Source organism: Altericroceibacterium indicum (assembly GCF_009828105.1).
Lineage (GTDB): Bacteria > Pseudomonadota > Alphaproteobacteria > Sphingomonadales > Sphingomonadaceae > Altericroceibacterium > Altericroceibacterium indicum.
In genome coordinates this window covers 565,688-589,398 of record NZ_WTYQ01000001.1, presented here as the reverse complement: position 1 = coordinate 589,398, position 23,711 = coordinate 565,688, and the positions used below count along the sequence as shown (strand labels likewise).

General features: G+C 54.8%; 19 protein-coding genes. 17 read left to right on the top strand and 2 right to left on the bottom strand.

Annotation, left to right across the window (positions count from 1 at the left end; all coding sequences use genetic code 11):
- The first annotated feature begins 11 nt into the window (after positions 1–11).
- From GRI39_RS02915 to GRI39_RS02900, 4 genes are all read left to right on the top strand, one after another.
- Positions 12–1,115, top strand: coding sequence for a TrbI/VirB10 family protein (locus GRI39_RS02915; protein ID WP_160738591.1), 1,104 nt, complete (start codon positions 12–14; stop codon positions 1,113–1,115).
- Positions 1,116–1,122: 7 nt separating this feature from the next.
- A complete protein-coding gene (virB11, locus tag GRI39_RS02910) occupies positions 1,123–2,175 on the top strand; it encodes a P-type DNA transfer ATPase VirB11 (RefSeq protein WP_425482320.1) in 1,053 nt (350 codons plus the stop codon).
- Between the two features lie 121 nt (positions 2,176–2,296).
- Complete coding sequence (locus GRI39_RS02905) at positions 2,297–4,450, top strand: RNA degradosome polyphosphate kinase (RefSeq protein ID WP_246204837.1); 2,154 nt, start codon at positions 2,297–2,299, stop codon at positions 4,448–4,450.
- Complete coding sequence (locus GRI39_RS02900; RefSeq protein ID WP_160738175.1) at positions 4,447–5,949, top strand: Ppx/GppA phosphatase family protein; 1,503 nt, start codon at positions 4,447–4,449, stop codon at positions 5,947–5,949. The genes GRI39_RS02905 and GRI39_RS02900 overlap by 4 nt, the downstream gene beginning before the upstream one ends.
- Positions 5,950–6,030: 81 nt before the next feature.
- On the opposite strand, the gene GRI39_RS02895 is transcribed toward GRI39_RS02900, so the two are convergent.
- A complete protein-coding gene (locus GRI39_RS02895) occupies positions 6,031–6,321 on the bottom strand; it encodes a hypothetical protein (RefSeq protein WP_160738174.1) in 291 nt (96 codons plus the stop codon).
- Positions 6,322–6,437: 116 nt separating this feature from the next.
- On the opposite strand from GRI39_RS02895, the gene GRI39_RS02890 reads away from it, so the two are divergent.
- The gene (locus GRI39_RS02890) at positions 6,438–7,325 is read left to right on the top strand and encodes a M48 family metalloprotease (protein ID WP_160738173.1); all 888 of its coding nucleotides are present in this window, start codon (positions 6,438–6,440) and stop codon (positions 7,323–7,325) included.
- A 15-nt stretch (positions 7,326–7,340) separates the two neighbouring features.
- On the opposite strand, the gene GRI39_RS02885 is transcribed toward GRI39_RS02890, so the two are convergent.
- Positions 7,341–7,949 carry a TetR/AcrR family transcriptional regulator gene (locus GRI39_RS02885; RefSeq protein WP_160738172.1) on the bottom strand — a complete coding sequence of 203 codons (609 nt, stop codon included), beginning with the start codon at positions 7,947–7,949 and terminating at the stop codon, positions 7,341–7,343.
- A gap of 75 nt (positions 7,950–8,024) precedes the next feature.
- On the opposite strand from GRI39_RS02885, the gene GRI39_RS02880 reads away from it, so the two are divergent.
- From GRI39_RS02880 to GRI39_RS02825, 12 genes are all read left to right on the top strand, one after another.
- Positions 8,025–9,197: an efflux RND transporter periplasmic adaptor subunit gene (locus GRI39_RS02880; protein WP_343033277.1), complete on the top strand. Its 1,173-nt coding sequence runs from the start codon at positions 8,025–8,027 to the stop codon at positions 9,195–9,197.
- 3 nt (positions 9,198–9,200) lie between these two features.
- Entirely contained in the window at positions 9,201–12,446 is a 3,246-nt protein-coding gene (locus tag GRI39_RS02875; protein WP_160738171.1) for an efflux RND transporter permease subunit, read from the top strand.
- The gene (locus GRI39_RS02870) at positions 12,443–13,882 is read left to right on the top strand and encodes an efflux transporter outer membrane subunit (protein ID WP_160738170.1); all 1,440 of its coding nucleotides are present in this window, start codon (positions 12,443–12,445) and stop codon (positions 13,880–13,882) included. Before GRI39_RS02875 ends, GRI39_RS02870 begins: the two co-directional genes overlap by 4 nt.
- A gap of 94 nt (positions 13,883–13,976) precedes the next feature.
- On the top strand, positions 13,977–15,593 hold the full coding sequence (locus GRI39_RS02865; protein ID WP_160738169.1) for a GMC family oxidoreductase: 1,617 nt from the start codon (positions 13,977–13,979) through the stop codon (positions 15,591–15,593).
- 90 nt (positions 15,594–15,683) lie between these two features.
- Positions 15,684–16,718 (top strand): aldo/keto reductase, encoded by a 1,035-nt coding sequence (locus GRI39_RS02860; RefSeq protein ID WP_160738168.1) that lies wholly within the window; start codon positions 15,684–15,686, stop codon positions 16,716–16,718.
- 185 nt (positions 16,719–16,903) lie between these two features.
- On the top strand, positions 16,904–18,100 hold the full coding sequence (locus GRI39_RS02855; RefSeq protein ID WP_160738167.1) for an aromatic ring-hydroxylating oxygenase subunit alpha: 1,197 nt from the start codon (positions 16,904–16,906) through the stop codon (positions 18,098–18,100).
- Between the two features lie 165 nt (positions 18,101–18,265).
- Positions 18,266–18,751 (top strand): VOC family protein, encoded by a 486-nt coding sequence (locus GRI39_RS02850; protein WP_160738166.1) that lies wholly within the window; start codon positions 18,266–18,268, stop codon positions 18,749–18,751.
- Between the two features lie 146 nt (positions 18,752–18,897).
- A complete protein-coding gene (gene ygiD / locus GRI39_RS02845; protein ID WP_160738165.1) occupies positions 18,898–19,680 on the top strand; it encodes a 4,5-DOPA-extradiol-dioxygenase in 783 nt (260 codons plus the stop codon).
- A 45-nt stretch (positions 19,681–19,725) separates the two neighbouring features.
- Positions 19,726–20,817 carry an acetamidase/formamidase family protein gene (locus GRI39_RS02840; RefSeq protein ID WP_160738164.1) on the top strand — a complete coding sequence of 364 codons (1,092 nt, stop codon included), beginning with the start codon at positions 19,726–19,728 and terminating at the stop codon, positions 20,815–20,817.
- Positions 20,818–20,896: 79 nt separating this feature from the next.
- Positions 20,897–21,823: a helix-turn-helix domain-containing protein gene (locus tag GRI39_RS02835; protein WP_160738163.1), complete on the top strand. Its 927-nt coding sequence runs from the start codon at positions 20,897–20,899 to the stop codon at positions 21,821–21,823.
- Positions 21,824–21,897: 74 nt separating this feature from the next.
- Positions 21,898–22,899, top strand: coding sequence for a bile acid:sodium symporter family protein (locus GRI39_RS02830; RefSeq protein WP_160738162.1), 1,002 nt, complete (start codon positions 21,898–21,900; stop codon positions 22,897–22,899).
- A complete protein-coding gene (locus GRI39_RS02825; protein WP_160738161.1) occupies positions 22,892–23,704 on the top strand; it encodes a TauD/TfdA dioxygenase family protein in 813 nt (270 codons plus the stop codon). The genes GRI39_RS02830 and GRI39_RS02825 overlap by 8 nt, the downstream gene beginning before the upstream one ends.
- Positions 23,705–23,711 lie beyond the last annotated feature (7 nt).

The window sequence follows — 23,711 nt, the reverse complement described above, 5'->3', positions numbered from 1 at the left end:
TGCGCCTTGCTATGCGAATGCCCGTCAAGGGTAACAACGCCGCTCAGGCAGACAAAGACCCACGTGAAGGTGCCTCTGCTGACATTATAGACCTCGCCAGCCGAACAGCCTATCCGCAGGTAGCCGCCAGGAAACGCGGTTCGGATGCGATGGGGCTGGCAGCCGGGATTGGCATCGTCGCCCTGCTTGGCGCCGCCACTATTTGGGGCCTTAATGCCTCGCGCATGGAAGCGGACCAACAGGCAGCGGCACCATCGCCCACTGCGGGGCAGACCGCTAATGTTGCTACCCCTGCCCCCGCGCCAGCGGTGGTGGAGCCACAGGCACAAGCGCCCGCATTGGTGCAACGCGCTGACCCAGCCCCCTCTCCTGTTCTTGCCCAACCACCTCAAACTGCACCCAATCAGGCGGCTAATCCGCATAATTCACCCACCGTCGTGTTTGACGCTAGCAATCTTCCCGCCCCGCTTGCAGGAACGACTGCACCGGGTCAGGCCAGCGGAAATTCGGCCATTGATTTTGCCAGCCGGATTGGCGGTGTCGGTGGCGGGCCTGCGCAGGCTCGGGCAGATATCGATCCAGCTACCACTGTAACACAAGGCACCTTAATTCCGGCAATTCTGGAAACCGCCATCAATACCGATGTGCCCGGCTATGTCCGCGCGGTGGTGAGCCAGGATGTACGCAGCTATGATGGAAGCCGCCTGCTCGTGCCACGCAGTTCACGCCTGATCGGGCAATATCAGTCCGGCCTGCAAAACGGGCAAAAGCGCGCCTATGTCATCTGGACCCGATTGATCCGGCCAGATGGCGTGTCGGTCCAACTTGCTTCACCTGCCACCGATTTTGACGGCACCGCGGGCCTTCCGGGCAAGGTTGATAGCCATTTCTTCAAGCGTTTTGGTTCGGCCATGCTGCTTTCAGTCATCGGTGGCCTCTCCAATATCGCCACCGGTAGCGCCTCAGTTGTACTGGGCGGCGGTGGGCAAAGCGCCGCTGCTGCGGCTGTTTCGCAGGATAGCCAGATCAGCCCGACCGTCCGTGTCCGGCAAGGAGAGCCGATCCGCGTCTTTACCGCGCGCGATCTCGACTTCTCCCGCGCACCCCGCCTGTAAGCTTTTCATGAGCGCCGAACTGCACAGTCTCGCCATGATGAGACCAGATGATATGGCCCCTATGACGGTAGAGGGAGAGATTCCTTCCGTTGCCGAGCAACCAGCCATCACTGGGCAAAGCGTCTATCTCGACGCCTATCTCGCGCCATTCCGCCAATGGCTCGACCGCGATACGGTAACGGAAATCCTCGTCAACAAGCCCGGCGAAATCTGGGTGGAAGATGCCGCCCATCCGGGTATGCAACGGATTGAAACCTCCACAATTGATGATCGCCTGATCCAGCGCCTCGCTGAACAGGTCGCTCGCGTCAGCCATCAAGGCATCAATCGTGAACATCCCTTGCTGGGCGCCACTTTACCGGATGGTGCCCGTATTCAGTTTTGTGGACCACCTGCAACGCGCAAGCATTGGGCTATCGCCATCCGCCGTCATCGCAGGCTGGATTTGCCGCTTGATGCCTATGACACCGGCCCTCTCTCTCCACCGATAGAACCGGCCATGCCTGATGCTGTAAGCGAACCGATTGCCTTTCTTCGGGCCGCCATTGCAGCGCGCAAGACCATCCTCATTTCCGGCGGCACTTCCACTGGTAAAACGACCTTTCTCAATGCAATGCTGGGAGAGATTCCAGTGCAGGAACGGGTCGTTCTGGTGGAAGATACGCCCGAATTGCGCCTGCCCGGTGCCAATGGCGTGGGTCTGGTGGCTGTCAAAGGCGAATTGGGTGAAGCCAAGGTCACGGCAAACGAGCTTTTGCAGGCGGCCTTGCGTTTGCGCCCGGACAGGATTGTGCTGGGCGAATTGCGTGGCACAGAAAGCGTGAGCTTTTTACGCGCCATTAATACAGGCCATCCGGGCAGTTTCTCAACCATTCACGCTAACAGTGTGGGCGGCGCGCTCGAACAATTGGCGCTGATGGTGATGCAGACCGGAATCGGGCTGACCCGAGAAGATACGGTGGCCTACGCCTGCTCCGTCATCGATGTGATCGTGCAATTGGGCCGTAGCGAAGGGAAAAGAGGTATCAGCGCCATAGCGAAAACCTCAGACCTTCTTTGACGGCAAGCCCTCTATCCGATGCAAAAAGGCATGAAAATGCCTGTCGCTCTATAGTGGGCGTCAATAAACTGTAGTAACCCCTAGTCAGAGACAAGCCAACTCGACCAACTCGATGGATGCAATGACCTCACCTTCAGCTGAACCAACGCCTTCCGAAACGTTCGCCCCGCAGGACAAATATTTCAATCGTGAGCTAAGCTGGCTGTCTTTCAATGAGCGGGTTCTGGCTGAAGCGGCCAATCCTAATTACCCGCTGCTGGAGCGTCTGCGCTTTCTGTCCATTTCCGGCAGCAATCTCGATGAATTCATGATGATCCGCGTGGCAGGTTTGGCAGGCCAGGCACGCCGGGGAATTGAGAAGACTTCGATTGACGGGCGCACGCCTTCGCAGCAACTCACCGCGATCCGTACCAAAGTACGAGAATTGGAGAACACTCAGCAGCAAACTCTGGCAGATCTCCGCAACCTCCTCGCTAATCAGGGGGTGCATATCGCTGATGAAAAGCGGATCAATGCAGAAAATCTGCACTGGCTGCGACGCTATTTCCTCGATCACATTGTACCGGTTCTAACGCCGCAAGCCCTTGATCCAGCCCACCCCTTTCCCTTCGTCGCCAATATGGGAATGGGCATTCTCTTCAACATCGCCCGACTTGAAGATGAAAGTCAGTTGGTGGAGATGGTCCTCATCCCCAACGCCTTGCCGCGCTTTGTGCGGATACCCGGTGATGATGCGACCTATATTCCTATTGAAAGCATTATCTGCCGCTTTGCCGACTTGCTCTTCCCCGGATTTCGGGTTGAAGGTGACGGCGTGTTCCGCGTGTTGCGAGACAGCGATATCGAAGTGGAAGAAGAGGCCGAAGATCTCGTCCGCTATTTCCGCAGCGCCATTCAGCGGCGGCGGCGCGGTAGTGTGATCATGCTGGAAATCGACTATAATTTCGATCCCGAAGCTGAAAAACTGCTGCATGATAAATTGGGTGTAGATGACGCTTTCATCACCAAGGTCGAAGGCATGCTGGGCGTATCGCGCCTCTCCGCAGTCGTCGATGAAGACCGGCCCGATCTGAAGTTTGAGCCCTATAGCCCACGCTATCCTGAACGGATTATGGAGCATGATGGGGATTGCTTCGCCGCGATCCGGGAGAAGGATATCATCATCCAGCACCCTTACGAAAGTTTCGAAGCGGTGGTGGATTTCATTCGGCAAGCGGCCGAAGATCCGGCGGTTGTGTCCATCAAACAGGCACTTTATCGCGCAGGTAATCAATCTCCGGTGATTGCGGCACTGATCGCAGCAGCGGAAGCGGGCAAGTCTGTCACCGCTGTTGTGGAATTGAAGGCGCGCTTCGATGAAGAACAAAATCTGCACTGGGCATCCCAGCTTGAACGTGCAGGTGTGCAGGTCATTTATGGTTTCGTGGACTGGAAAACCCATGCAAAGGTTTCCATGGTCGTTCGACAGGAAAAGAATGGCTACAGAACCTACTGCCATTTCGGGACCGGGAATTATCACCCCGTTACCGCCAAGATTTACACTGACCTTTCCTTCTTTACAGCCGACCCTAAAATCGGCCGTGATGCTGCCAAGCTTTTCAACTTCGTTACCGGCTATGTTGAACCGCATAAGACAGAAGCTCTCTCCATTTCACCGATTGATCTGCGTGAAAAGCTCTATGAGCTGATCGATCATGAGATTGAAAATGCACAGGCAGGCAGGCCTGCGGCGATCTGGGCGAAATTCAATTCATTGACAGAACAGGGAATTATTGACCGCTTTTATGCCGCCAGCGCCGCCGGGGTCGACATAACCTTGGTCATTCGCGGCATTTGCTGCCTGCGGCCCGGTGTGCCCGGATTATCTGAAAATATCACCGTCAAGTCGATCATCGGACGCTTTCTGGAGCACAGCCGCATCTGGGCCTTTGCCAATGGCTATGCTCTCCCTAGCAGTCGGGCGCGTGTTTACATCTCTTCGGCTGATGCGATGTCACGGAATCTTAATCGAAGGGTTGAAACCCTCGTCCCAATCCGTAACGCAACTGTTCATGATCAGGTGCTCGAACAAGTTCTCCTCGCCAATTTGCTCGACACCGAACAAAGTTGGGAGCTTTCCGAGGATGGTAGCTACGCAAGATTGCATAGTCAGACCGATGGCGAAGGTTTCAACTGCCACGAATATTTCATGAACAACCCGTCACTTTCAGGTCGTGGTGCGGCTCTGTCGGTGAGCGCGGTTCCCAAATTGAGGTTGCGCAAAGGCGCTATATGACACGAAATTCCTTCAGCCGCTCTCATCAGGTTCGTGAAGAACTGCCCGATCGTGCGGTCATTGACATAGGGTCCAACACTGTGCGCATGGTGGTGTATGGAGGACCGCTGCGTTCGCCGCTCGTCTGGATGAATGAGAAAGTGTCCGCCCGACTGGGGCGCGATCTGGCAGAAACCGGACGCATCCCCGATAAGGCTGCCGATAGCGCGCTTGCAGCACTGCGCCGTTATGCAGTTTTGCTGGAAGATCTGGGCATCAAAAATGTTCAGGCCGTTGCAACCGCCGCCGCGCGAGACGCTGAAAATGGCGCAGAGTTTCTCGACAAGGTTCGCGCAATCGGCCTCAAGCCACGCTTGCTCTCCGGCGAAGAAGAAGCCCGCAGTTCAGCCTCCGGCGTCATTGCCTCTTTCCCCGGCGCGCAGGGTGTAGTGGCTGATTTGGGTGGCGGTAGTCTTGAACTGATTGCCATCGAAGGCAACCAGACACATGACGGCTGTAGCCTTCCCCTTGGCACCTTGCGCCTTCCCGGCCTTCGCAAGCAGGGAAGTGATAACTTCAAAGCATCAGTAGAACGCGCATTTGAAGGGGCTGGATGGGCAACGGCGCATCCTGGCCCGCTCTATATGGTGGGCGGAACATGGCGAGCGCTGGCGAGCTATACTTTGCGGCAGCTCGGCTCATCCATCACTGATCCGCATGGGTTTGTGCTGAACGTTGATGACATAGAGAAGGTCGCCAAGAAAGTGGCCCAGACAGACCCTAAGGAACTGTCACAGTTCGATGGCATATCATCCTCCCGTGCCGCTGCCTTACCTGATGCGGCTGCAATGTTGAGGATCATGCTGGCGGAAATAAAGCCCGATGCGCTCATTTTCTCGGCATGGGGACTACGCGAAGGCTTGCTCTACGATCAACTGGCACCTGAGGCCAAATCACAGGACCCACTTCTCTCCGGCGTCACGCATTTTGCAGCATCGCGCGGCGGAACGATCACACGCGCGACCATGCTCGCCGGGTGGAGTACTGATATTGCTCGCAACCCTGGTCGCAATACAGAACGGCTCAGACTGTCCAGCACTATGCTGGCCTTGGCGCTGGCCCGTATCGAACCCAATCTTCGCCAACGTAACGCAATTGACTGGGCGCTTCACAAGCGGTGGATCGGCCTGACCGTTGAAGATCGCGCATTGCTGGGCGCCGCTCTGCTCGCATCCTGCGGGCAAACAGAACTTCCATCTGAAATCACCGGTATAGCCAGCGATCAGTCGATTTCCTCTGCAATAGCATGGGGTTTGGCAGTCAGGCTGTGCCGGCGAATGGGGGGTGGCACCAGAACGTCTATGCTCGCCAGCACCTTACGCCTTGACGGTGATTGCCTGACGCTGTGGTTTGATGAAAGCCATGCAAGCCTTGCAGGGGACCCTGTCCGCAAAGATCTGAAAGCCCTCGCTCAATGGCTGGGTAAGGATTCAAAAATTAGCATCGGCCAGCCTGATTAAAAAACCGGAAAATTATTACTGGCATGAAAAAAGCCGGCCATCGAAATGGCCGGCTTCCTTACTTATCGGTCTGATACTCAATTAAGTACCGGACGAGATATCACCAGCGTCATTGCTGTTGTCATCAACGATAGCGACGGTTGCAGCAACAGCTGCTACGCCACCAACGATGAGCAGAAGAGGCAATGCGCCTACAACTTTTTCGTCTTTCTTAACAGAAGACGTAGAGCGTGCACCAAAAGAGGTGAACGCAGATTGAGCCGTCGCGTTTGCAACCGGAACGGATGCAGAAGCACGAGTACCAGCCTGCGCAGCTACAGGAGCAGCTACGAGACCAAGAGCGGCGGCTCCAACAAGAACATTTTTAATCATATGTTGGCTCCTTCGAAAAAGAGTGTTCCGTTCCCGGGACACTCCACTTAGTAAGGTATATATCGCAGTGCAGCGAAAGGCGCAAGCCAAGGAAAAGAAATGTTTAAGGTGGCTTCATGCGAATAAATTGGGTGCAACTTTTTGGGATATTGGCACTATTTATGCCCTTCCAAATGGCACATGCTGCTACCAACTGGCCCGAAGCACTGCGGGAGCAATTGCTCCGTATAAACACCGTGGAATGGCGATTGAGGCAGGCCGCAAATCCCAGTTGTCCGGCCCATTCCGCTGGCTTTGGCTGGGCAATCGATCATCTGGGTGCTTATGCTGAAAGCGACCGCTCATTCGTCCAGGCATCCACTGGACTGGGTTACCTTCCCCAAATTATTGCAATTGCTGATGGCAGCCCAGCACAGCTTGCTGACTTTCATGTAAGTGACGAAATACAATCAATAAATGGTGTGCCGCTCGATCAGATTTTCCCTGATCTGGAAAATGGAAGTCTGATTGCTGACCGATTCGTTTCGCTCACCGAGAAATTACCCGTGGGTGTTCCGTCACAATTCGGGATCATTCGTAACGGCCAGCACCATACGATCAGCGTTTCCCCTATATCGACTTGTGCTGCGCGAATATATTTGAAGATAAAGAATGGCATAGACGCCTATAGCGACGCTGACGGCATCGCGTTAAGCACCGGCTTTATGCAATTCACCCGAAATGATGATGAAGTGGCACTGATAGCTGGGCATGAACTTGCCCATATTGTGCTCAGAGATGAATTATCCCGGAACAATATCCGCGGTAAGGACAAAGAAGATGCAGCCGACAAGCTCGGTGCGCACTTAGCCTTATGCGCAGGGTATAACCCCACGATTGCTCTCGACTATTGGCGCCGTTTCGACAAACAAGACTGGATTGGAATGTTCAGGAGCTGGGACCATCGCTCATCAAAGAGTCGATTGAAAATGCTTCAGAAATTTACCAGTTCCGACACATGCTGATTGGTTTGAATTGGCTCAAACCAATCCTGTTCCTTGCAGAAAAAGCTCAACCCGCTGGCTGAAATCCTCCTCGCTCAACGGTTCTGCTCCTCCAGCACAAATTGCCTGCAATTGCACATCAAAGGCGATAAGTGCGAAGAATATGTTGGCGAGAGCCTTGGGTTTGTATGGCAGAATGAAGCCTTCATCAGCCCATTTTTGAAATAGTTTTTCTATTTCCTGTTGAGCACTCGCAATGGAATTATCAAAAAACTCACGTCCACACTCAGGGTGGACGATGCTCACGCTAATCATAAGGCGTAGAAAAAGCACCGATTCTCTATTCGTGTAATATTCGGCACCCACTTTCCCTAAATTGCGCAACACTGCGACTGGGCTATTCTCTCCCTTTGCAGCTTCACGAACCAGTTGCGCACCCATAGCACCCTCTTCTACTACAATTGCTCGCAATAGACCGATCTTGTTGCCGAACAATTTATAGAGTGTGGCCAGCGAGCCACCGGCAGCATCAACAACGTCAGCAAGCGACGTCGTTTCATAACCTTTACGAATAAATAGCTGTCTTGCCGCAACAAGGAACGCCTGCCGGCGGTCATCAAGTCGCTGAGGTTTTGTATCAGACATCTTGCCCCCTCTTGTATAAGCCTTGTGTAACCCCTATTACACTATTTAGCAACTGCACAAATATGGAAACGTCTCGTGAAGCTCACCCCCTTCTTCGCCGCAGTTCTCTGCGCTTTAGCTGGATGCAGCGGAGATTCCGAATCGGAAGCTCCTGCAGCATTGCCTGTCGAAACCATGACGGTTACGCAGGCCGATATTCCCAATATTGTGGAGCTTCCCGGGCGGACCGAACCTGTTCGTGTGGCCGAAGTGCGCGCTCGCGTAACCGGGATCGTTCAACGCAGGCTGTATGAAGAAGGCAGCGATGTTCGCGCCGGGCAGGCCCTGTTCCGAATTGACCCCGCTGAACTTCGTGCATCCTATGCACAGGCACAAGCCAGCCTGGCAAGAGCGCGCGCGACAGCCAAAAATGCGCAGGCTGTTGTCAATCGCTACAAGCCACTGGTCAGTGAAAATGCGATCAGCCAGCAAGAATATGATGCAGCAGTTGCAGCCGCAGGCGAAGCGAATGCCAATGTAGCGCAAATCAAGGCTGAGCTTCAATCAGCCTCGCTTCAGCTAGGCTATACGACCGTTACCGCGCCTATTGCCGGCCGTGCAGGCAGAGCAAATGTCACGGAAGGTGCTCTGGTCAGTCAGGGCGAGGCGACGCTGATGACGCGGATCGAACAGCTCAATCCGATTTACGTGACCTTCTCTCAGGCTGCAGACAATATTCTGGAACTGCGCCGCGCGATTTCTGAAGGCAAGGTTCTGCTGAATGATGAAGATAAAATCGAGGTATCGCTGAAGTTCTCCGATGGCAGTGATTATCCCATCAAGGGGGTGATCGATTTTCTCGATAACAGCGTAGACGAAAACACAGGCACTGTGTCTCTGCGTGCGACATTTCCCAATCCAGAGCACTTGCTTCTTCCTGGAGAATTTGTTCGCGCCAGGATTACGGCAGGTCAGCGGGTCGGCGGCATCATGATCCCCCAGAAAGCCGTTGTCGTCGGTGCAACCAGCGCGACAGTCTTCGTGGTCAACAAGGATAGCGCGGTAGAGGTCCGTCCGGTTAAGCTTGGCTCGATGACTGGGAAATCCTGGATTATCGAAAGCGGCCTAAAACCCGGCGATCAGGTGATCCTCGATAATATTCAGAAGCTACAGCCTGGTATGCCGGTGCAGCCACGCAAAAAGGCAGAAGCTGCCAAAAAGACCAGCCCCGGCTCCGATCAGACCAATTCTGCTAGCAAGAAGCTGTAAACCATGGCTCGCTTTTTCATCGACCGCCCCGTTTTCGCATGGGTTGTAGCACTGTTTGTCGTGCTGGCTGGCATCATCGCGATCCGCAGCCTGCCTATCGAACAATATCCTGATGTCGCCCCACCTTCAGTAACGATCAACGTGACCTATCCCGGTGCCGATGCCGAGACGCTGGAAAATAACGTTACGCAGGTGATTGAGAAGGAACTCAACGGCGTGGAGGGTTTCCTCTACATGTCGTCAGACAACCGCTCAAACGGCACAGCCGAAATCACTGTCACATTCAAAACCGGCACCGACATCGACATTGCTCAGACGGAGATTCAAAATCGCCTGTCGACGATTGAAGCCCGCCTTCCCGAGTCCGTGCGACAGCAGGGCATCTCGGTTCGCCAGACCAATGCAAACTTTCTTGTCATCGTTGCCCTGACCTCCAAAAGTGGCGCTACGACCGCCACCGATCTTGGCAATATCGCCAGCAGCCGCGTGGTAGATGAATTGCGCCGTGTGAACGGCGTTGGAGACGTCGAACTGTTCAGTTCCGGTTATGCCATGCGGATCTGGCTCGACCCGAACAAGCTGGCAAATTACAATATTTCTGCCTCTCAGGTTTTGGCTGAAATTCAGTCTCAGAATGCCGCATCTGCAGGTGGTTCCATTGGCGCCCTCCCCTCCCCGGATGGCCAGCAGATCACAGCGACGATCAGGACACAGGGACGCTTCTCCACCCCTGAAGAATTTAAGGAGATTATTCTAAGGTCCGACACAGATGGTGCAAGTATCCGACTCGGCGATGTTGCAAGAGTAGAATTGGGCGCCGAAACCTATGCAACATCGTTGGAACTGAACGGTAAACCCGTTGCGGGTATGGCTGTTCAGCTTGCAACAAATGCCAATGCATTGGACACAGCCGAAGGTGTAAGAGCCCGGATGAAGGAAGTAGCTGCCAGCCTTCCCGATGATGTGGAATGGAGCATACCATTCGATACGACGCCTTTCATCAAGGTCTCCGTTGAGGAAGTGATTAAGACACTGATCGAGGCCATCGCTCTCGTCTTCCTCGTGATGTTCCTGTTCCTGCAAAACTGGCGCGCGACACTCATCCCGACACTGGTGGTTCCGGTCGCTCTTTCCGGTGCCTGCCTTGGCCTGTGGCTGTTTGGTTTTTCCATCAACGTCCTTAGCCTTTTCGGCATGGTTCTAGCTATCGGTATTCTGGTTGATGACGCCATCGTGGTCATCGAAAACGTCGAACGGATCATGCGCGAAGAAGGTCTTGATCCGATCCCGGCCACCCGCAAGGCAATGGATCAGATCACCAGTGCCGTTATTGGCATTACGCTTGTGCTTGTTGCCGTTTTCATTCCGATGGTTTTCTTTCCCGGTTCAACCGGAGGAATCTATCGCCAGTTTTCCGCGACTTTGAGCATATCGATCTTTTTCTCCGCACTGATGGCTTTGATCCTGACCCCGGCGCTTTGCGCCCACTTCCTGAAGCCTATCAAGCAAGGGGAACACGATCCTGAAAGTCTGGATGACTATGTTCCTCCACAGGAAGAAATAGAAGGTTCAGGCCTGAAGACCTGGCCTGCCAAATTCCGTAACTTCATGGCGCGTTTCTTTGCCGGCTTTAATCGCTGGTTTGGCAAGATGACCCGCAAATATAGCCGGGCGAATGAAAAGATTCTTTCGCGGCCAATGCGTGGGCTCGCTGTATTCGTAGTGCTTGTTGCAGTGACAATCTTCTTGTTCCTGCGCCTGCCCGGTGGTTTCCTTCCTGACGAAGATCAGGGCTATCTTCTGGCAGTGGTGCAAACGCCTCCTGGCTCAACGGATGAGCGGACAACCGAAGCGCTTTCGAATGTCGAAGAATTTTGGCAATCAAAGGAAGAAGTTGCCAATCTGATTGTTATTCATGGTTTCAACTTCTTTGGTCAGGGCGAAAACAATGCGATGATATTCGCACCGTTCATTCCTTGGGATGAGCGGCCTGGCAAAGAACATTCGTCTTTGACGATCATGGGTGAAGCCAGTGCGCGCTTTGCGCAAATGGACGATGCGGTTGCCTATGCTTTCCAGCCACCTCCCATTTCGGCTCTGGGCAATGCCACCGGCTTTTCCATGAAGCTGGAAGACCGCGCTGGCGTTGGCCGTGAAAAACTGACCGAAGCCCGTAATATGGTTCTTGGGATGGCTATGCAGAGCAAAGTTCTGGCCAATGTCCGTCCGGAAGATCAGGCTCCTGCACCCCGGCTCAAGCTCGACATTGATCGGCTTCAGGCCCGTGCGCTTGGCCTATCGATGAATGATGTAAACAATGCCCTGTCCGTCAATTTCGGCTCAGCTTACGTCAATGATTTCGATTACAAGGGCCGCGTGTTGCGCGTTATGGTGCAGGCTGATGCGAAATACCGCGCTACGGCTGAAGACCTTGGCAATCTACGCATTCCGAACTCTAAGGGAGAACTTGTTCCCCTTAGTGCCTTTACGCAGATCAATTGGAGCGCTGCGCCCACCGCCCTTGCCCGCTACAATGGCTATCCCGCGATGACCATTTCGGGTGAAGCAGCGGATGGTTACTCTTCCGGTGCCGCGCTCGACGAAATGGAATCCATCGCCAAAAAGCTGCCAGCAGGCGTCAGCTTTGAATGGACCGGCATCAGCTATGAAGAACGGCAAGCTGGCGGTCAGGTGGGTGCATTGCTGGGACTTTCTTTCCTGGTGGTATTCCTGCTTCTGGCGGCCCTGTATGAAAGCTGGGCGGTTCCTTTGTCGGTCCTGCTGATTGTGCCGATGGGTATTCTTGGCGCCGTGCTGCTATCGATGTTCAGGGGGCTTTCGGCAGACATCTATTTCAACGTCGGTCTGATTACGATCATTGGACTTGCCGCGAAAAACGCCATTTTGATCGTTGAGTTTGCGATTGAGGCGGAAGATGAAGGCAAAACCCCGCTCAATGCCGCCATCGAAGCTGCACGCCTTCGTTTACGCCCGATCATCATGACATCGCTCGCCTTCATTCTCGGGATGATCCCTCTGGTAACATCAACCGGCGCAGGTGCGGCTAGCCGCATTGCGGTGGGCACAGGTGTTATGGGCGGGATGATCGCAGCCACGGCACTGGGCATCTTCTTCATTCCGCTGCTGTACCTGCTGGTCCGCAAGCACATCAGCCGCAAGAAGCCGGTGTCTGCGGAATTCCATGAGGATTATCTCAACGACACAGAAAGTCAGGAGCGTCAGTCATGAGCCATTGCAAAAGGCTGATAGCAGTCTCCAGCCTGTTGCTGACGTCTGCTTGCATCAACATGGCGCCAGAGCATGAACGCCCTGCGCTCTCCGTTCCTGCAAGCTACAGTGCGAGTGACCGGCCGGAAGGAACGGCCGTCGCCAGCGAAATTGATTGGCAGGATTATTTCCGTGATGAGCGGCTGCGGGTTTTGATCCGCACCGCTTTGGAAAATAACCGGGACTTGATGGTTGCAACAGCGAAAATTGAACAGGCCCGCGCTCAATTTCGCATTCAGGACAGCAATCGTTTCCCCAGCATAGAAGCCACGGGAAGTGGTACGCGAACACGCACCCCGCTGGACACGATTGCCGTCGGGCAGGGTAATGGCACAAGCGGCGGGCCAGATGCCATCACCTATAATCGTTACAATGTGGGCGTTGGCGTTACGGCATTTGAACTCGATTTCTGGGGCCGCCTCGCCAATCTGAGCGAAGCTGCAAGGGCTCAATATCTCTCAACCGTAGCAGCCCAACGCTCCTTCTACCTGTCACTCATCGGTGATGTGGCCTCGACCTATTACCAATTGATCGAAAGCCAGGAACAGCTTGAACTGGCGCAAGCCACGGCTAAAAGCCGTAGCGAAGGGCTTTCCATAGCCAAGAAGCGGCTTGATGCCGGGGTGACTTCAGCGCTTGAATATCGTCAGGCCGAAGGCTTGCTTACCACGGCCCAGCAACAGGTCGCGGCGGAAGAACTCGCCTCCGCCCAGCTTCAGAATCAATTGCAGGTTCTAGTAGGCGGCAAGTTTCCGGAAAATCTGCCTCCGGGCGGGCAATTGTCTGACCAGGCACCGACAATCTATCTTGATGCGGGCCTGCCATCTGACCTGATGCTCGTACGACCAGACATCATTGCTGCCGAAGAAACCCTGCGCGCAGCACGTGCCAATATCGGTGCAGCCCGTGCCGCCTTCTTCCCCAATATTTCGCTGACCGGTTCTGCGGGCTTTGCCTCAAGCGAGCTGGACGGCCTCTTCAAAGGCGGTGCTTTCACCTGGAGCGCAGGGCCATCGATCAACCTCCCAATCTTCGATTGGGGCGGACGTGAAGCCAATCTCGACGTTGCTAAGGCTCAGGAGACTGAAGCAGTCGCCACCTATGACAAGACCGTGCAGACCGCATTTCGCGAAGTGTCGGACGCCCTCGCAGGGCGGCGCTGGCTAGCCCGTCAGGTTCTGGCGCTGGAAGATAACGTCAAGGCGCAGGAAAACATCGCGCATATTTCCACGCTTCGCTACCGTGAAGGCGTGGACGATTACCTTGAAGTGCTGGATGCCGAGCGAAGCCTGTTCAGCGCAAGGCAGAGCCTGCTTACAACACGCAGGGCGCTCTATCAAAATGCAGCAACCTTGTTCATCGCTCTGGGTGGCGGAGCGCCAAACGCAGACAATTAGAACCAACGACGCATAGACTTGCATGAATATTACAGGCGGACTTCCCCTGTCCGCCTGAATATTTTAAGCGAGCGCGATAAAGGGAGAGGATGTTATGACCGATTGCGATTTTTTGATCGTTGGAGCGGGTAGTTCCGGCTGTGTTCTGGCCAACCGCCTGAGCGAAGATCCCAGTGTCAAAGTCATCCTTCTTGAAGCCGGCGGTTCTGATAAGCACCCGCTGATTTCCATGCCAATGGCGTGGATGAAAGCATCGATGGAGCCCCGTTTTGGCTGGGGCACGATGACCGAACCTGAGCCACATATGGATAATCGGGTGCAGCCTTTGCCACGCGGACGGGTTCTGGGCGGATGCAGTTCGATCAATGGCACCATGTATATCAGAGGCGCAGCAGCCGATTATGATTCCTGGGCCGAGCGTGGGTTAAACGGCTGGTCCTATGATGATGTGCTCCCCTATTTCAAACGGGCGGAAAGCAATTGGCGTGGCGCAGGGCCGGAACATGGTGGCGCAGGCCCGCTTGAAGTCACCCCAATGCGAACCCACCCGGAGCTTTACCCTGCCTTCATCAAGGCAGCCGAAGAACTGGGCTATAGCGAAACAGAAGATTTCAACGTTGCCGAACCAGAAGGTTTCGGCATTCCCGATTGCACGATCAGCAAAGGCCGCCGCCACAGCACGTCGCGTGCCTATCTTGATCCTGCACGCCGCCGCCCTAATCTCCAGGTCATCACCAAGGCGCTCGTCAGCCGGATATTGATCGAAGATGGCCGTGCAGTAGGCGTGGAGTTTGAACGCAATGGTGAAGTCCAGCAATTGCGCGTAGCCCGTGAAGTCGTGCTGTCAGGCGGAGCTTTCAATTCTCCCCAACTCCTGATGCTATCCGGCATTGGTCCGGCTGAGCATTTGAAAGAACATGGCATTGTGCCGGTGAAAGATCTGCCCGGAGTGGGTGAGAACCTTCAGGACCATGCGATTTCACTCACCTTCTGGAAAGCATCGCAGGACAATACATTTGAAAGTCAGCTGCGGCTTGATCGCCTGGCTCTGGCCGTGACGAAATGGCAGTTTTCCGGCAAAGGTTTCCCGGCGCAAAGCCCGTTGACCGTGCAGGGTTTCTTACGCTCCAGCTTCGAAACCACCCGCCCCGATCTCCAGCTTCAGGTCAGCCACACATCCTATCAGGCGCACCCATGGCTCCCGGTTTTACATAAAGGCGTCGGCCATCAGATGACGGCGGGCGCGATTCTCTTGAACCCTGAAAGCCGGGGTCATGTCCGCCTTGGATCGCGCCACCCCAAAACGCTTCCCAAAATCACTCTGAACTTTCTAGCCGAAGAACGGGACCGTCTGATCCTGCGCGAAACGATTGGAACCATGCGCAAATTCTTCGCCACCGATGCGGTCAAACCCTATGTGGCCATGGAGCTGGCACCGGGGCCGGATGTCATCTCCGATGAAGCGATCGATGGCTGGCTGCGGCAGACGGTGATGAGCGGCGGCCACCCCACCAGCACTTGCGCCATGGGCACCAGTGACAATCCCCGCGCCGTGGTCGATGCAGAATTGAAAGTCTATGGGGTTGAGGGCTTGCGCGTGGTCGACGCGTCAGTGATGCCCGATGTCATTCGCGGCAATACCAATGCCCCTGCCATCATGATCGCCGAAAAGGCAGCCGACATGATCCTTGGCCGCCTCCCTGCTCGCTAAGCGCGAAGGTAAGCGCCATAGAGCGCGTGGGCTCAAGTTTGGTGCGCCTACGATCAAGCACTTGATCGCCCGTTTCGCTATGAGCGGGCGATGGAACAGATTGAATTGGCAGGCGAGCCAGAGCAAAAATACGGCTGGGCCACCCTTCCCTTTGGCCGGATAGGGTTTGGCACAGCCGAAATCGGCAATCTGAAACGCGCAGTTTCCGAAGCAGATGCCAATGCCGCCCTGCACGCCGCGGCTGATGCCGGAATTACCTTCTTCGATACCGCCCCTGGCTATGGAGCCGGACTTGCTGAACTACGCCTAGGCACATTCCTGCGCGAAAGAGAAGACAAAGCCCGCCTGATCATTGCCAGCAAAGCCGGGCGTTATCTCGTTCCGGGTGAAGAAGCCTCTGCCCCAGCCTTCTTTGCCGCCCCACTGCCTTTCCGCTCGCAATTCGATTACAGCTACGACGGGATCATGCGCAGCGTTGAGCAATCACTGCTCCGCATCGGCACGACATCGCTCGACGTGCTGTTCATCCACGACCTTGATCCTGCCAATCACGGGGCTAATCTGGAAACGCACTACCGCGCATTCCTGGAAAGTGGCACTCGTGCGCTCGACAAATTGAAGCGTGAAGGAATTATCACCTATAGCGGCATATCGGTGAACGATCCCACTTTTGGGGCAAGAATGCTCCGTCGGTATCATTTCGATGTGGCTATGCTCGCATCGCGCTACACCATGCTCGATCAATCGGCACTGGACGAATTTTTCCCGGTCGCCAAAGCGGCTGAAACGCCGATTATCGCTGCGGGCGTGTTCAATTCAGGGATTTTGGCCGATGGAGCCGATCCGGCTGCCACCTATGACTATCGCCTGGCCTCTCCTGAAATAAGCCAGCGCGTCAAGACGATCAGCGCGATTTGCGAACGCCATCACGTGTCCCTTGCCGCCGCGTCGCTGCAATTCACGCAAGCCCATCCGCAGATACAATGCATTCTCTTCGGTACCACCCGTGCAGACAGAATTGCATCCAATAAAAAAGCGGCGGCCGAAGAAATTCCATTGCAGTTCTGGCGCGACATCAAGGAAATCGGCGCAATAGCTGATGACGCTTTTTTGCCACCTGTTTGACAAAGTGGTTTCTTACCCGGATCGAGTAATATTTTGCATTCATAAATGCGAGTTCCAACAAGAAAATGATCGCATCAGGCAAAGCCGCCAAGGGAGGATCATCGTAGGCTTGCTGCAACAAAAGCGGATATTGGCGCCGGTAAGCGCCCCCTTTTGATCATTCAATCTGCCGAAGGGATGGCACTATGACCCTTTTGAACGATAAATTCTTCGACAGCTTTGCAAGCTCGATCACGCCAACCGAAGAAGCAGAGTCCCTGCCGCCAGAAATCTACACCAGTGCGGAATTTTACGAGTTCGAGAAAGAAGCCCTTTTCTATCGGGAATGGCTTTGCGTCGGGCGCGAGGAATGGTTGCCTGAAAATGGTGACTTCTTCACCACCACCCACGCCAATGAGCCGATCATTATCGCCCGTGGGCGTGATGGCCAGCTCAATGCCATGTCCGCCGTCTGTCAGCATCGGGCGATGCTGGTGGCTGAAGGCAAAGGCAATACACGCGGCTTCACCTGCCCCTACCACCATTGGTCCTACGATATAGACGGCAAGCTGGTTGGCGCGCCAGCGATGAGCAAAACCTGCAATTTCGACAAGAAAAAGCACAATCTGCCCAAGCTGAAACTGGAAACATGGCACGGCTTCATCTTCGTCAATTTTGACCCGGAAGCCAAACCGCTGGTGGAACAGCTCAAGCCGCTTGAGGAGGTCGTCGGCAATTTTGAAATGGCAACATTGCGTGGGCCTGACGCGCTATCTTTTGAATATGAGTGGAACTGGAAAGTTCAGTTCGAAAATAACAATGATGGCTATCACGCCAACCGCCTCCATCAGGGCTTGCATGATTTCATCCCTAGTTCGCTGGCCAGCTTCCCCGAAGTGCCACCGGAAACCGCCGGCTACTATCGTTTGAACGGCTCAACCCATCCAAACGCCAGTTTCAACCCGACACAAAAGGCGCTGTTCCCGGTCTTTCCAAAACTGAATGAAGAAGAGCAGAACCGGGTTCTGTTCGTGAATCTTCCTCCCAGCCTGTCACTCGTCATGCTCAACGATGTGGTGATTTATCTCATTATGGATGCCCGCGGGCCTTCCAAACATGGCCTCACTTTCGGCAGCCTGTTTCATCCCAGTGCCAAAGATGATCCGCTTTACGAACAGAAGATCAAAATCAACGATGATGCCACAGCGGAAATCGTGGCGCAGGATCTGCATGTCGATCTTCTTGTGCAGCAGGGTCTGGGATCAAAATTTGCCCCGCGTGGCCGTTATAGCTGGCAGGAAGACGCCCAGCGTCAATTCAACCGCTGGCTGGTTGATCGTTATTGGGCCGAACGTGATCGCCGCCGTGGCCCTTCTGCTCCGATCACCAAATTACACGCCTGATCGGGCAGCACGTCATAGGCATAACGCAAAAGCCGGTCTCCCAAAGAGGCCGGCTTTTGCATGAAAGTGCACAATCAAACTTTCGTGCGTGTTCAGACAGGGAACACGGCTTTCGCACTGCTAGCTCTAGGCACAGTTCACATGCCTAAAGCGGAGCACATATTGATGGCCAATTCTCTCATTTTTGTCGATTTTCCAGCCGAAGACCCGGTCGCCGCCGGAAAGTTCTACGCCGAGGTTCTGGGTTGGGAGGATGACCCCCGCCCGGCCGGTGAATTTCACCGTATGGTGCCGGGTGGTTTCTTTCAGAACAAGGACGGTTCAGACAGCCAGATTGGCAACCTCCACCTTGGCATTGCCAATGCGGCCAATATGCGCCCGCATCCTGATCCTGCCGGTGTGGAACCGCGCATAGTCGCAGCGGACGGTCGTAAGCCGCGCATCTGGGTGCTGGTGGATGACAATGACACGCCCGAAGCCATTCTTGAACGTGCGGAAAAACACGGGGCGCAAGTCTTGTGGCGCAACCATTACTGGAAAGAATTCAACGGCTTGAACCACGCCTTCCGCGATCCATGGGGCAATGAAATCATCCTGTGGGTCAAAGGCGGTGAAAATCCGGAAATTCCTGAAAACTACACCCGCGAATAATCGCTGAGACTGCGGCGGAACAACATCTTGTGCGCACAGATACAAGATTGTTGCTCCGCCTCCCGTCATTCTCATGGGGTAAATGAGCAAGCCAATCAATAACCATATCGGTTCTCAATCCGCTTGCTGCGACTGGAGATCATTTTATGAGCCGGATGCCGATCGTCTTTTTCGGCCATGGCAGCCCGATGATTGCTCTTGAACAGAGCGATACGACGGCAACCTGGAAGACTATCGCCGACAGGATCGGCAAACCCAAAGCCATTTTGTGCATCTCAGCCCATTGGCTGACGCATGGGACCGGTGTCACCGCGATGGATCAGCCACGCACGATCCATGATTTCGGTGCCTTCCCTCAAGCTTTGTTCGATGTGCAATACCCCGCCAGAGGGGCACCCGAACTGGTCGCGCGGGTCACCGAATTGCTCGCCCCAAAACCCGTTTTTGGCGATCAGAAATGGGGCCTCGATCACGGCACATGGTCGGTGCTGGTGCACGCCTATCCCGATGCGGATATTCCCGTGGCCCAGCTCAGCATGGATGTCGATATTTCAACCGCGGAGCGATGGGAAATCGGCAAAGCGCTTCGCCCCTTGCGCGATGAAGGCGTGCTTATCATGGGCACGGGCAATATCGTGCACAATCTTCCGGCGATGGATTGGAGCGATCCGAATTCCCCGCCCTATGATTGGGCTGAACGGTTCAATTCTACGATGCTGGATGCTGTCATGAATGATGAGCCGGAGACAGTTATCAACTTCGCAGCTCTTGGCGCAGATGCGCAGCGCTCTGCCCCCACACCGGACCACTTCTGGCCCCTTCTGTATGTTCTGGGTGCCCGTGAAGAAGGCGAAAAGGCCGAATTAGGGCCCAATTTCATCCAGCACAGTTCGCTCAGCATGACGAGCATTCTCATCGGCGCAGACTGACATGCGCGCAGAAACTCTTTCAAACTTCACTTCAGGGGGACGCATATGGCGTTGATTTGTAACCACGGTAGCCAGCGGAATGAAGTTCAGCCATCGGCGCTTCACAGGCTCAGAGCCACCCCGGAAACCGTGCATTGGGGCTTCTTTTCGCCAGAAATCAAGCCCGCCCTCACCGTCAAAAGCGGCGATCTCATCCAGGCTGAAGCGGTAACTCATCACGCTGGTGATGATCCTGAATTGATGTTTGATGAGAATATCCAGCGCATCTTTACCGAGATTGATCCCAGCACCCGGTCCCCCGGCGTCCACATCATGACCGGGCCGATCTATATTGAAGATGCAGAGCCCGGAGATATGCTGGAAGTCCGTTATTTCCAGATGACTCCGCGCTTCAATTACGGGTCCAATCTGCAGGCCAATTGGGGCCATCTCTACAAGGAATTTGAAGAGACGGAGCGGGTTACAATTTATGAACTCAACCCCAACTCCAACACGGCCAAGGCGCTCTATGCCTATGATGTAGAAGAAAAATATCTCATCCCCGGCCGCATTACCCATTGCCCTCACTGTGACCGCCAGCCAGCGCTTGACGGGATCACCGTTCCAGCCCGCCCACACCTTGGTACAGCCGGTGTCGCACCTGCAGTGGACGCACCGGTCAGCACCATTCCACCGGGTCTGCATGGGGGGAACATCGACAATTGGCGGATCGGTGCAAATTCGCGGATGTATTATCCGGTGCAGGTCAAAGGCGGCCTGTTTTCCATCGGTGACCCGCATATCAGCCAGGGTGACGGTGAAATCAGCGGCACAGCCATCGAAGCATCGCTTGACGTGCTTTTCCAGATCATCCTGCGCAAGGATTTCAAATTCCCCTCCCCGCTGCTGGAAACGCCCGATCACTGGATTGTTCACGGCTTTGGCGAGGATCTCGATGTGGCGATGAAGGGGGCCTCAATGGACATGCTCCATCTGCTGAACGAACATCAAGGCCTCAGCAAAACAGATGCTTACTCGCTGATGAGCGTCGCAGCGGATTTTGGTATCACGCAAGTTGTGGACGGAACCCAGGGCATTCACGTCCGCATTGACCGTGCCCTCTTTCCGGACAAGGGCAGTGTCAAAGATCCCAAATAACCTCTCAGAACCGGCCACGGAAAGCCCACCCCCAAGGTGGACATTCGATGCTCGGGCCTTGCCGTTTGAGCAAAGAGCCGTGGCCTGGTCTGATGCGATGCGCCGGCTAAAACTGCCATTCGACGATCCTCTTGCAAGTGATACAGGGGCCGGCACGGTGCTGGCCCTCACCTCTCCCATGGGATTTGAATTTGCACTGGTTTCAGGCGGGCCGCAATCCATAGCCGGGCGCTTGCCGGACAATAATACCAGCCTGTGGCTTGGCCTTCTGCTGGAGGGTGAAGCCAGACTGAAGCATTCCGATGGCGTGACATCGCTGACGCCCGATCATCTGACGCTTGGCGCAACAGGGGTCGATGCCAGCCTCACTTTCACAGCACCCTGGCGGCACCTTTTCCTGCGCATTCCCCGCGTGGCCATTGATGCCAGGATGCTGTCGCCGATGGAAGCCAAAGTCTCGGTCATTTCTCCCCAAACCGTTCTAGAATATGGGTTAATGAGCTTGCTACGTAGCATCGCCAAGAGCCTTTCTGCAGCGCGCAGCGGTGAATGGAATGCAATGGAATCAGCACTGACCGAATTACTTGTGGCAGTTCTTGCCAATATGGGCGGGGCGGCCGGAAAGGGAGGATCCGCCGCGGCAAAGGCCCGTCAACTTGATCGGATTTGCCAGCGAATTGAAACCCAACTTGGCGATCCGGAACTCTCCGTGGGGGCCATTGCCAATGATGAGGGTGTTTCAACACGTTACCTGCAAAATCTCTTTGCGCGCAACAATCAAACGGTCACCAATTATGTGAAGAACCGCAGGCTGGAGCGTGCTCGAGCAGATTTAACCAGCCCGCTTCACGCCCAGCTTTCCATTTCGGAAATCGCGTTCCGCTGGGGTTTCAATCAATCGGCTCATTTCAGTCGCGCTTTCAGGGCCAGATATGATGAAACCCCGAGAGATGCGCGCATCAAGGCACTGGAACCAAGGCTGTTACAAACGTATTCAGACAAATAGAGGCACATGCGGCGACAAGACACCGCATGTGCCTTATGCAAAAAGACTGATAATATCACAGGAATAGTGCCCTCATGTTCTCGCGCTTCAAGCTCGATCCCTTTCTGCTGCTGCTGTTTGCGACACTCGCATTTGCGACATTTCTGCCAGCAAAAGGGGATGCGGCGATCGGGTTTGACTGGCTGACAAATGCCGGAATTGTCCTCTTATTCTTTCTCCATGGGGCAAAACTCTCCCGCTCTGCCGTGGTGGCGGGGCTTGGTGCCTGGCATCTTCATCTGATGGTGCTGGCAACAACCTTCGTGATTTTTCCGCTTTTGGGATTGGGCATCACTACCGCATTGGGGCCATGGCTTAACCCTGCCATCGTCGCCGGCTTTCTGTTTCTGTGCATCGTTCCTTCCACAGTTCAGTCATCCATTGCAATGACGGCTATGGCGCATGGCAATGTGTCTGCGGCCGTATGCAGCGCTTCGCTTTCCAACGTGCTCGGCATCGTCTTCACGCCTGTCCTAGCAGCCATTTTGCTGAACGGGGGAAGTGCAGACAGCAGTTTCTTCCTTGATGCGCTGGTAAAGATTGGCGGCACTTTGCTGTTACCATTCATCGTCGGCCATTTGATGCGCCCTGTGATTGGCAGCTTCATTGACCGCCATAAAACGCTCGTCGGCCGAACAGATCGCGGCGTCATTCTTCTGGTGGTTTACACGGCTTTCAGCGCCGCCGTTGTCGAAGGGTTGTGGTCTCGCTTTGACATTGGCGACCTTGCCACCATCCTCTTGCTGGATGCCGTCTTGCTGGCGATTGTTCTCATGCTCTCGCGCCTGATGGCCCGGCTCACACGGCAACCACATGAGGATGAGGCCGTACTCGTATTTTGCGGTTCGAAAAAGAGCCTCGCCAGCGGCGTTCCCATTGCCGGGGCCATGTTTGAACCAGCGCAGGTCGGTGTGATGGTGCTTCCGCTGATGCTCTATCACCAGATGCAACTTATCGTCTGCGCGGCTTTGGCTCAGGCCTACGCCCGGCGCTACGCCGCCACACTCGAAAACAAGAGAGAGACCCTTCATGCCTGAAGCTGGAATTGAAGTTCGCCCCATGACGCGCAGGATCGGCGCCGAGATTTTTGGTGTCGATCTGAATGAACCGCTTGGAGAGACGGTTCAGGCTGCTTTGCACGATGCGTTGATGCAATATCAGGTGATCTTCTTCCGTAATCAGCACCTTACCCATGAAAGCCATAAGCGTTTTGGCAGCTATTTCGGTGAATTTGCCTATCATAGTGGCGTATCCGGACTTGAGGATAACCCTGAGATCGTGCGCATTCATGCCGATGAAAACAGCACCTTCGTTGCCGGGGAAGACTGGCATTCTGACCTGAGCGAAGATGCAGAGCCTCCGATGGGCAGCATCCTTTATATGCACACGCTACCTGCTGATGGCGGCGATACGCTTTGGTCAAGCATGTATGCCGCTTATGATGCGCTGTCTGACGCGATGAAGGCGTTTCTTGATCCGCTACAGGCCGTGCATGATTCCAACCATATCTATCGGGAGCTTTTCCCGGATGTGGAGAAGAAATATCCCCGGAATATCCATCCGGTCATCCGCACACACCCGGTCACAAAGCGCAAATGCCTCTTCGTCAATGCGTCCAAGACTACGAAGATTGAAGGGCTTCCCAAGCCCGAAAGCGACGCGATCCTGCGTTTTTTGTTCGATCATGTGAAGAACCCGAACTTTCAGGTCCGCTTTCGCTGGCAGCCTCATTCGGTTGCCTTCTGGGATAATCGTTGCACCCAGCATTTCGCCACATGGGACTATTTTCCCGATACACGCTCCGGCTACCGCGTGACGATTGCCGGCGATAAACCCTATTGATGAACAA

Bases quoted from the DNA above. Each gene is read 5' to 3' on its own strand.
- GRI39_RS02915 (WP_160738591.1), top strand. From the start codon at position 12: ATGCGAATGCCCGTCAAGGGTAACAACGCCGCTCAGGCAGACAAAGAC.
- virB11 (WP_425482320.1), top strand. From the start codon at position 1,123: ATGAGCGCCGAACTGCACAGTCTCGCCATGATGAGACCAGATGATATG.
- GRI39_RS02905 (WP_246204837.1), top strand. From the start codon at position 2,297: ATGACCTCACCTTCAGCTGAACCAACGCCTTCCGAAACGTTCGCCCCG.
- GRI39_RS02900 (WP_160738175.1), top strand. From the start codon at position 4,447: ATGACACGAAATTCCTTCAGCCGCTCTCATCAGGTTCGTGAAGAACTG.
- GRI39_RS02895 (WP_160738174.1), bottom strand. From the start codon at position 6,321: ATGATTAAAAATGTTCTTGTTGGAGCCGCCGCTCTTGGTCTCGTAGCT.
- GRI39_RS02890 (WP_160738173.1), top strand. From the start codon at position 6,438: ATGCGAATAAATTGGGTGCAACTTTTTGGGATATTGGCACTATTTATG.
- GRI39_RS02885 (WP_160738172.1), bottom strand. From the start codon at position 7,949: ATGTCTGATACAAAACCTCAGCGACTTGATGACCGCCGGCAGGCGTTC.
- GRI39_RS02875 (WP_160738171.1), top strand. From the start codon at position 9,201: ATGGCTCGCTTTTTCATCGACCGCCCCGTTTTCGCATGGGTTGTAGCA.
- GRI39_RS02870 (WP_160738170.1), top strand. From the start codon at position 12,443: ATGAGCCATTGCAAAAGGCTGATAGCAGTCTCCAGCCTGTTGCTGACG.
- GRI39_RS02865 (WP_160738169.1), top strand. From the start codon at position 13,977: ATGACCGATTGCGATTTTTTGATCGTTGGAGCGGGTAGTTCCGGCTGT.
- GRI39_RS02860 (WP_160738168.1), top strand. From the start codon at position 15,684: ATGGAACAGATTGAATTGGCAGGCGAGCCAGAGCAAAAATACGGCTGG.
- GRI39_RS02855 (WP_160738167.1), top strand. From the start codon at position 16,904: ATGACCCTTTTGAACGATAAATTCTTCGACAGCTTTGCAAGCTCGATC.
- GRI39_RS02850 (WP_160738166.1), top strand. From the start codon at position 18,266: ATGGCCAATTCTCTCATTTTTGTCGATTTTCCAGCCGAAGACCCGGTC.
- ygiD (WP_160738165.1), top strand. From the start codon at position 18,898: ATGAGCCGGATGCCGATCGTCTTTTTCGGCCATGGCAGCCCGATGATT.
- GRI39_RS02840 (WP_160738164.1), top strand. From the start codon at position 19,726: ATGGCGTTGATTTGTAACCACGGTAGCCAGCGGAATGAAGTTCAGCCA.
- GRI39_RS02830 (WP_160738162.1), top strand. From the start codon at position 21,898: ATGTTCTCGCGCTTCAAGCTCGATCCCTTTCTGCTGCTGCTGTTTGCG.
- GRI39_RS02825 (WP_160738161.1), top strand. From the start codon at position 22,892: ATGCCTGAAGCTGGAATTGAAGTTCGCCCCATGACGCGCAGGATCGGC.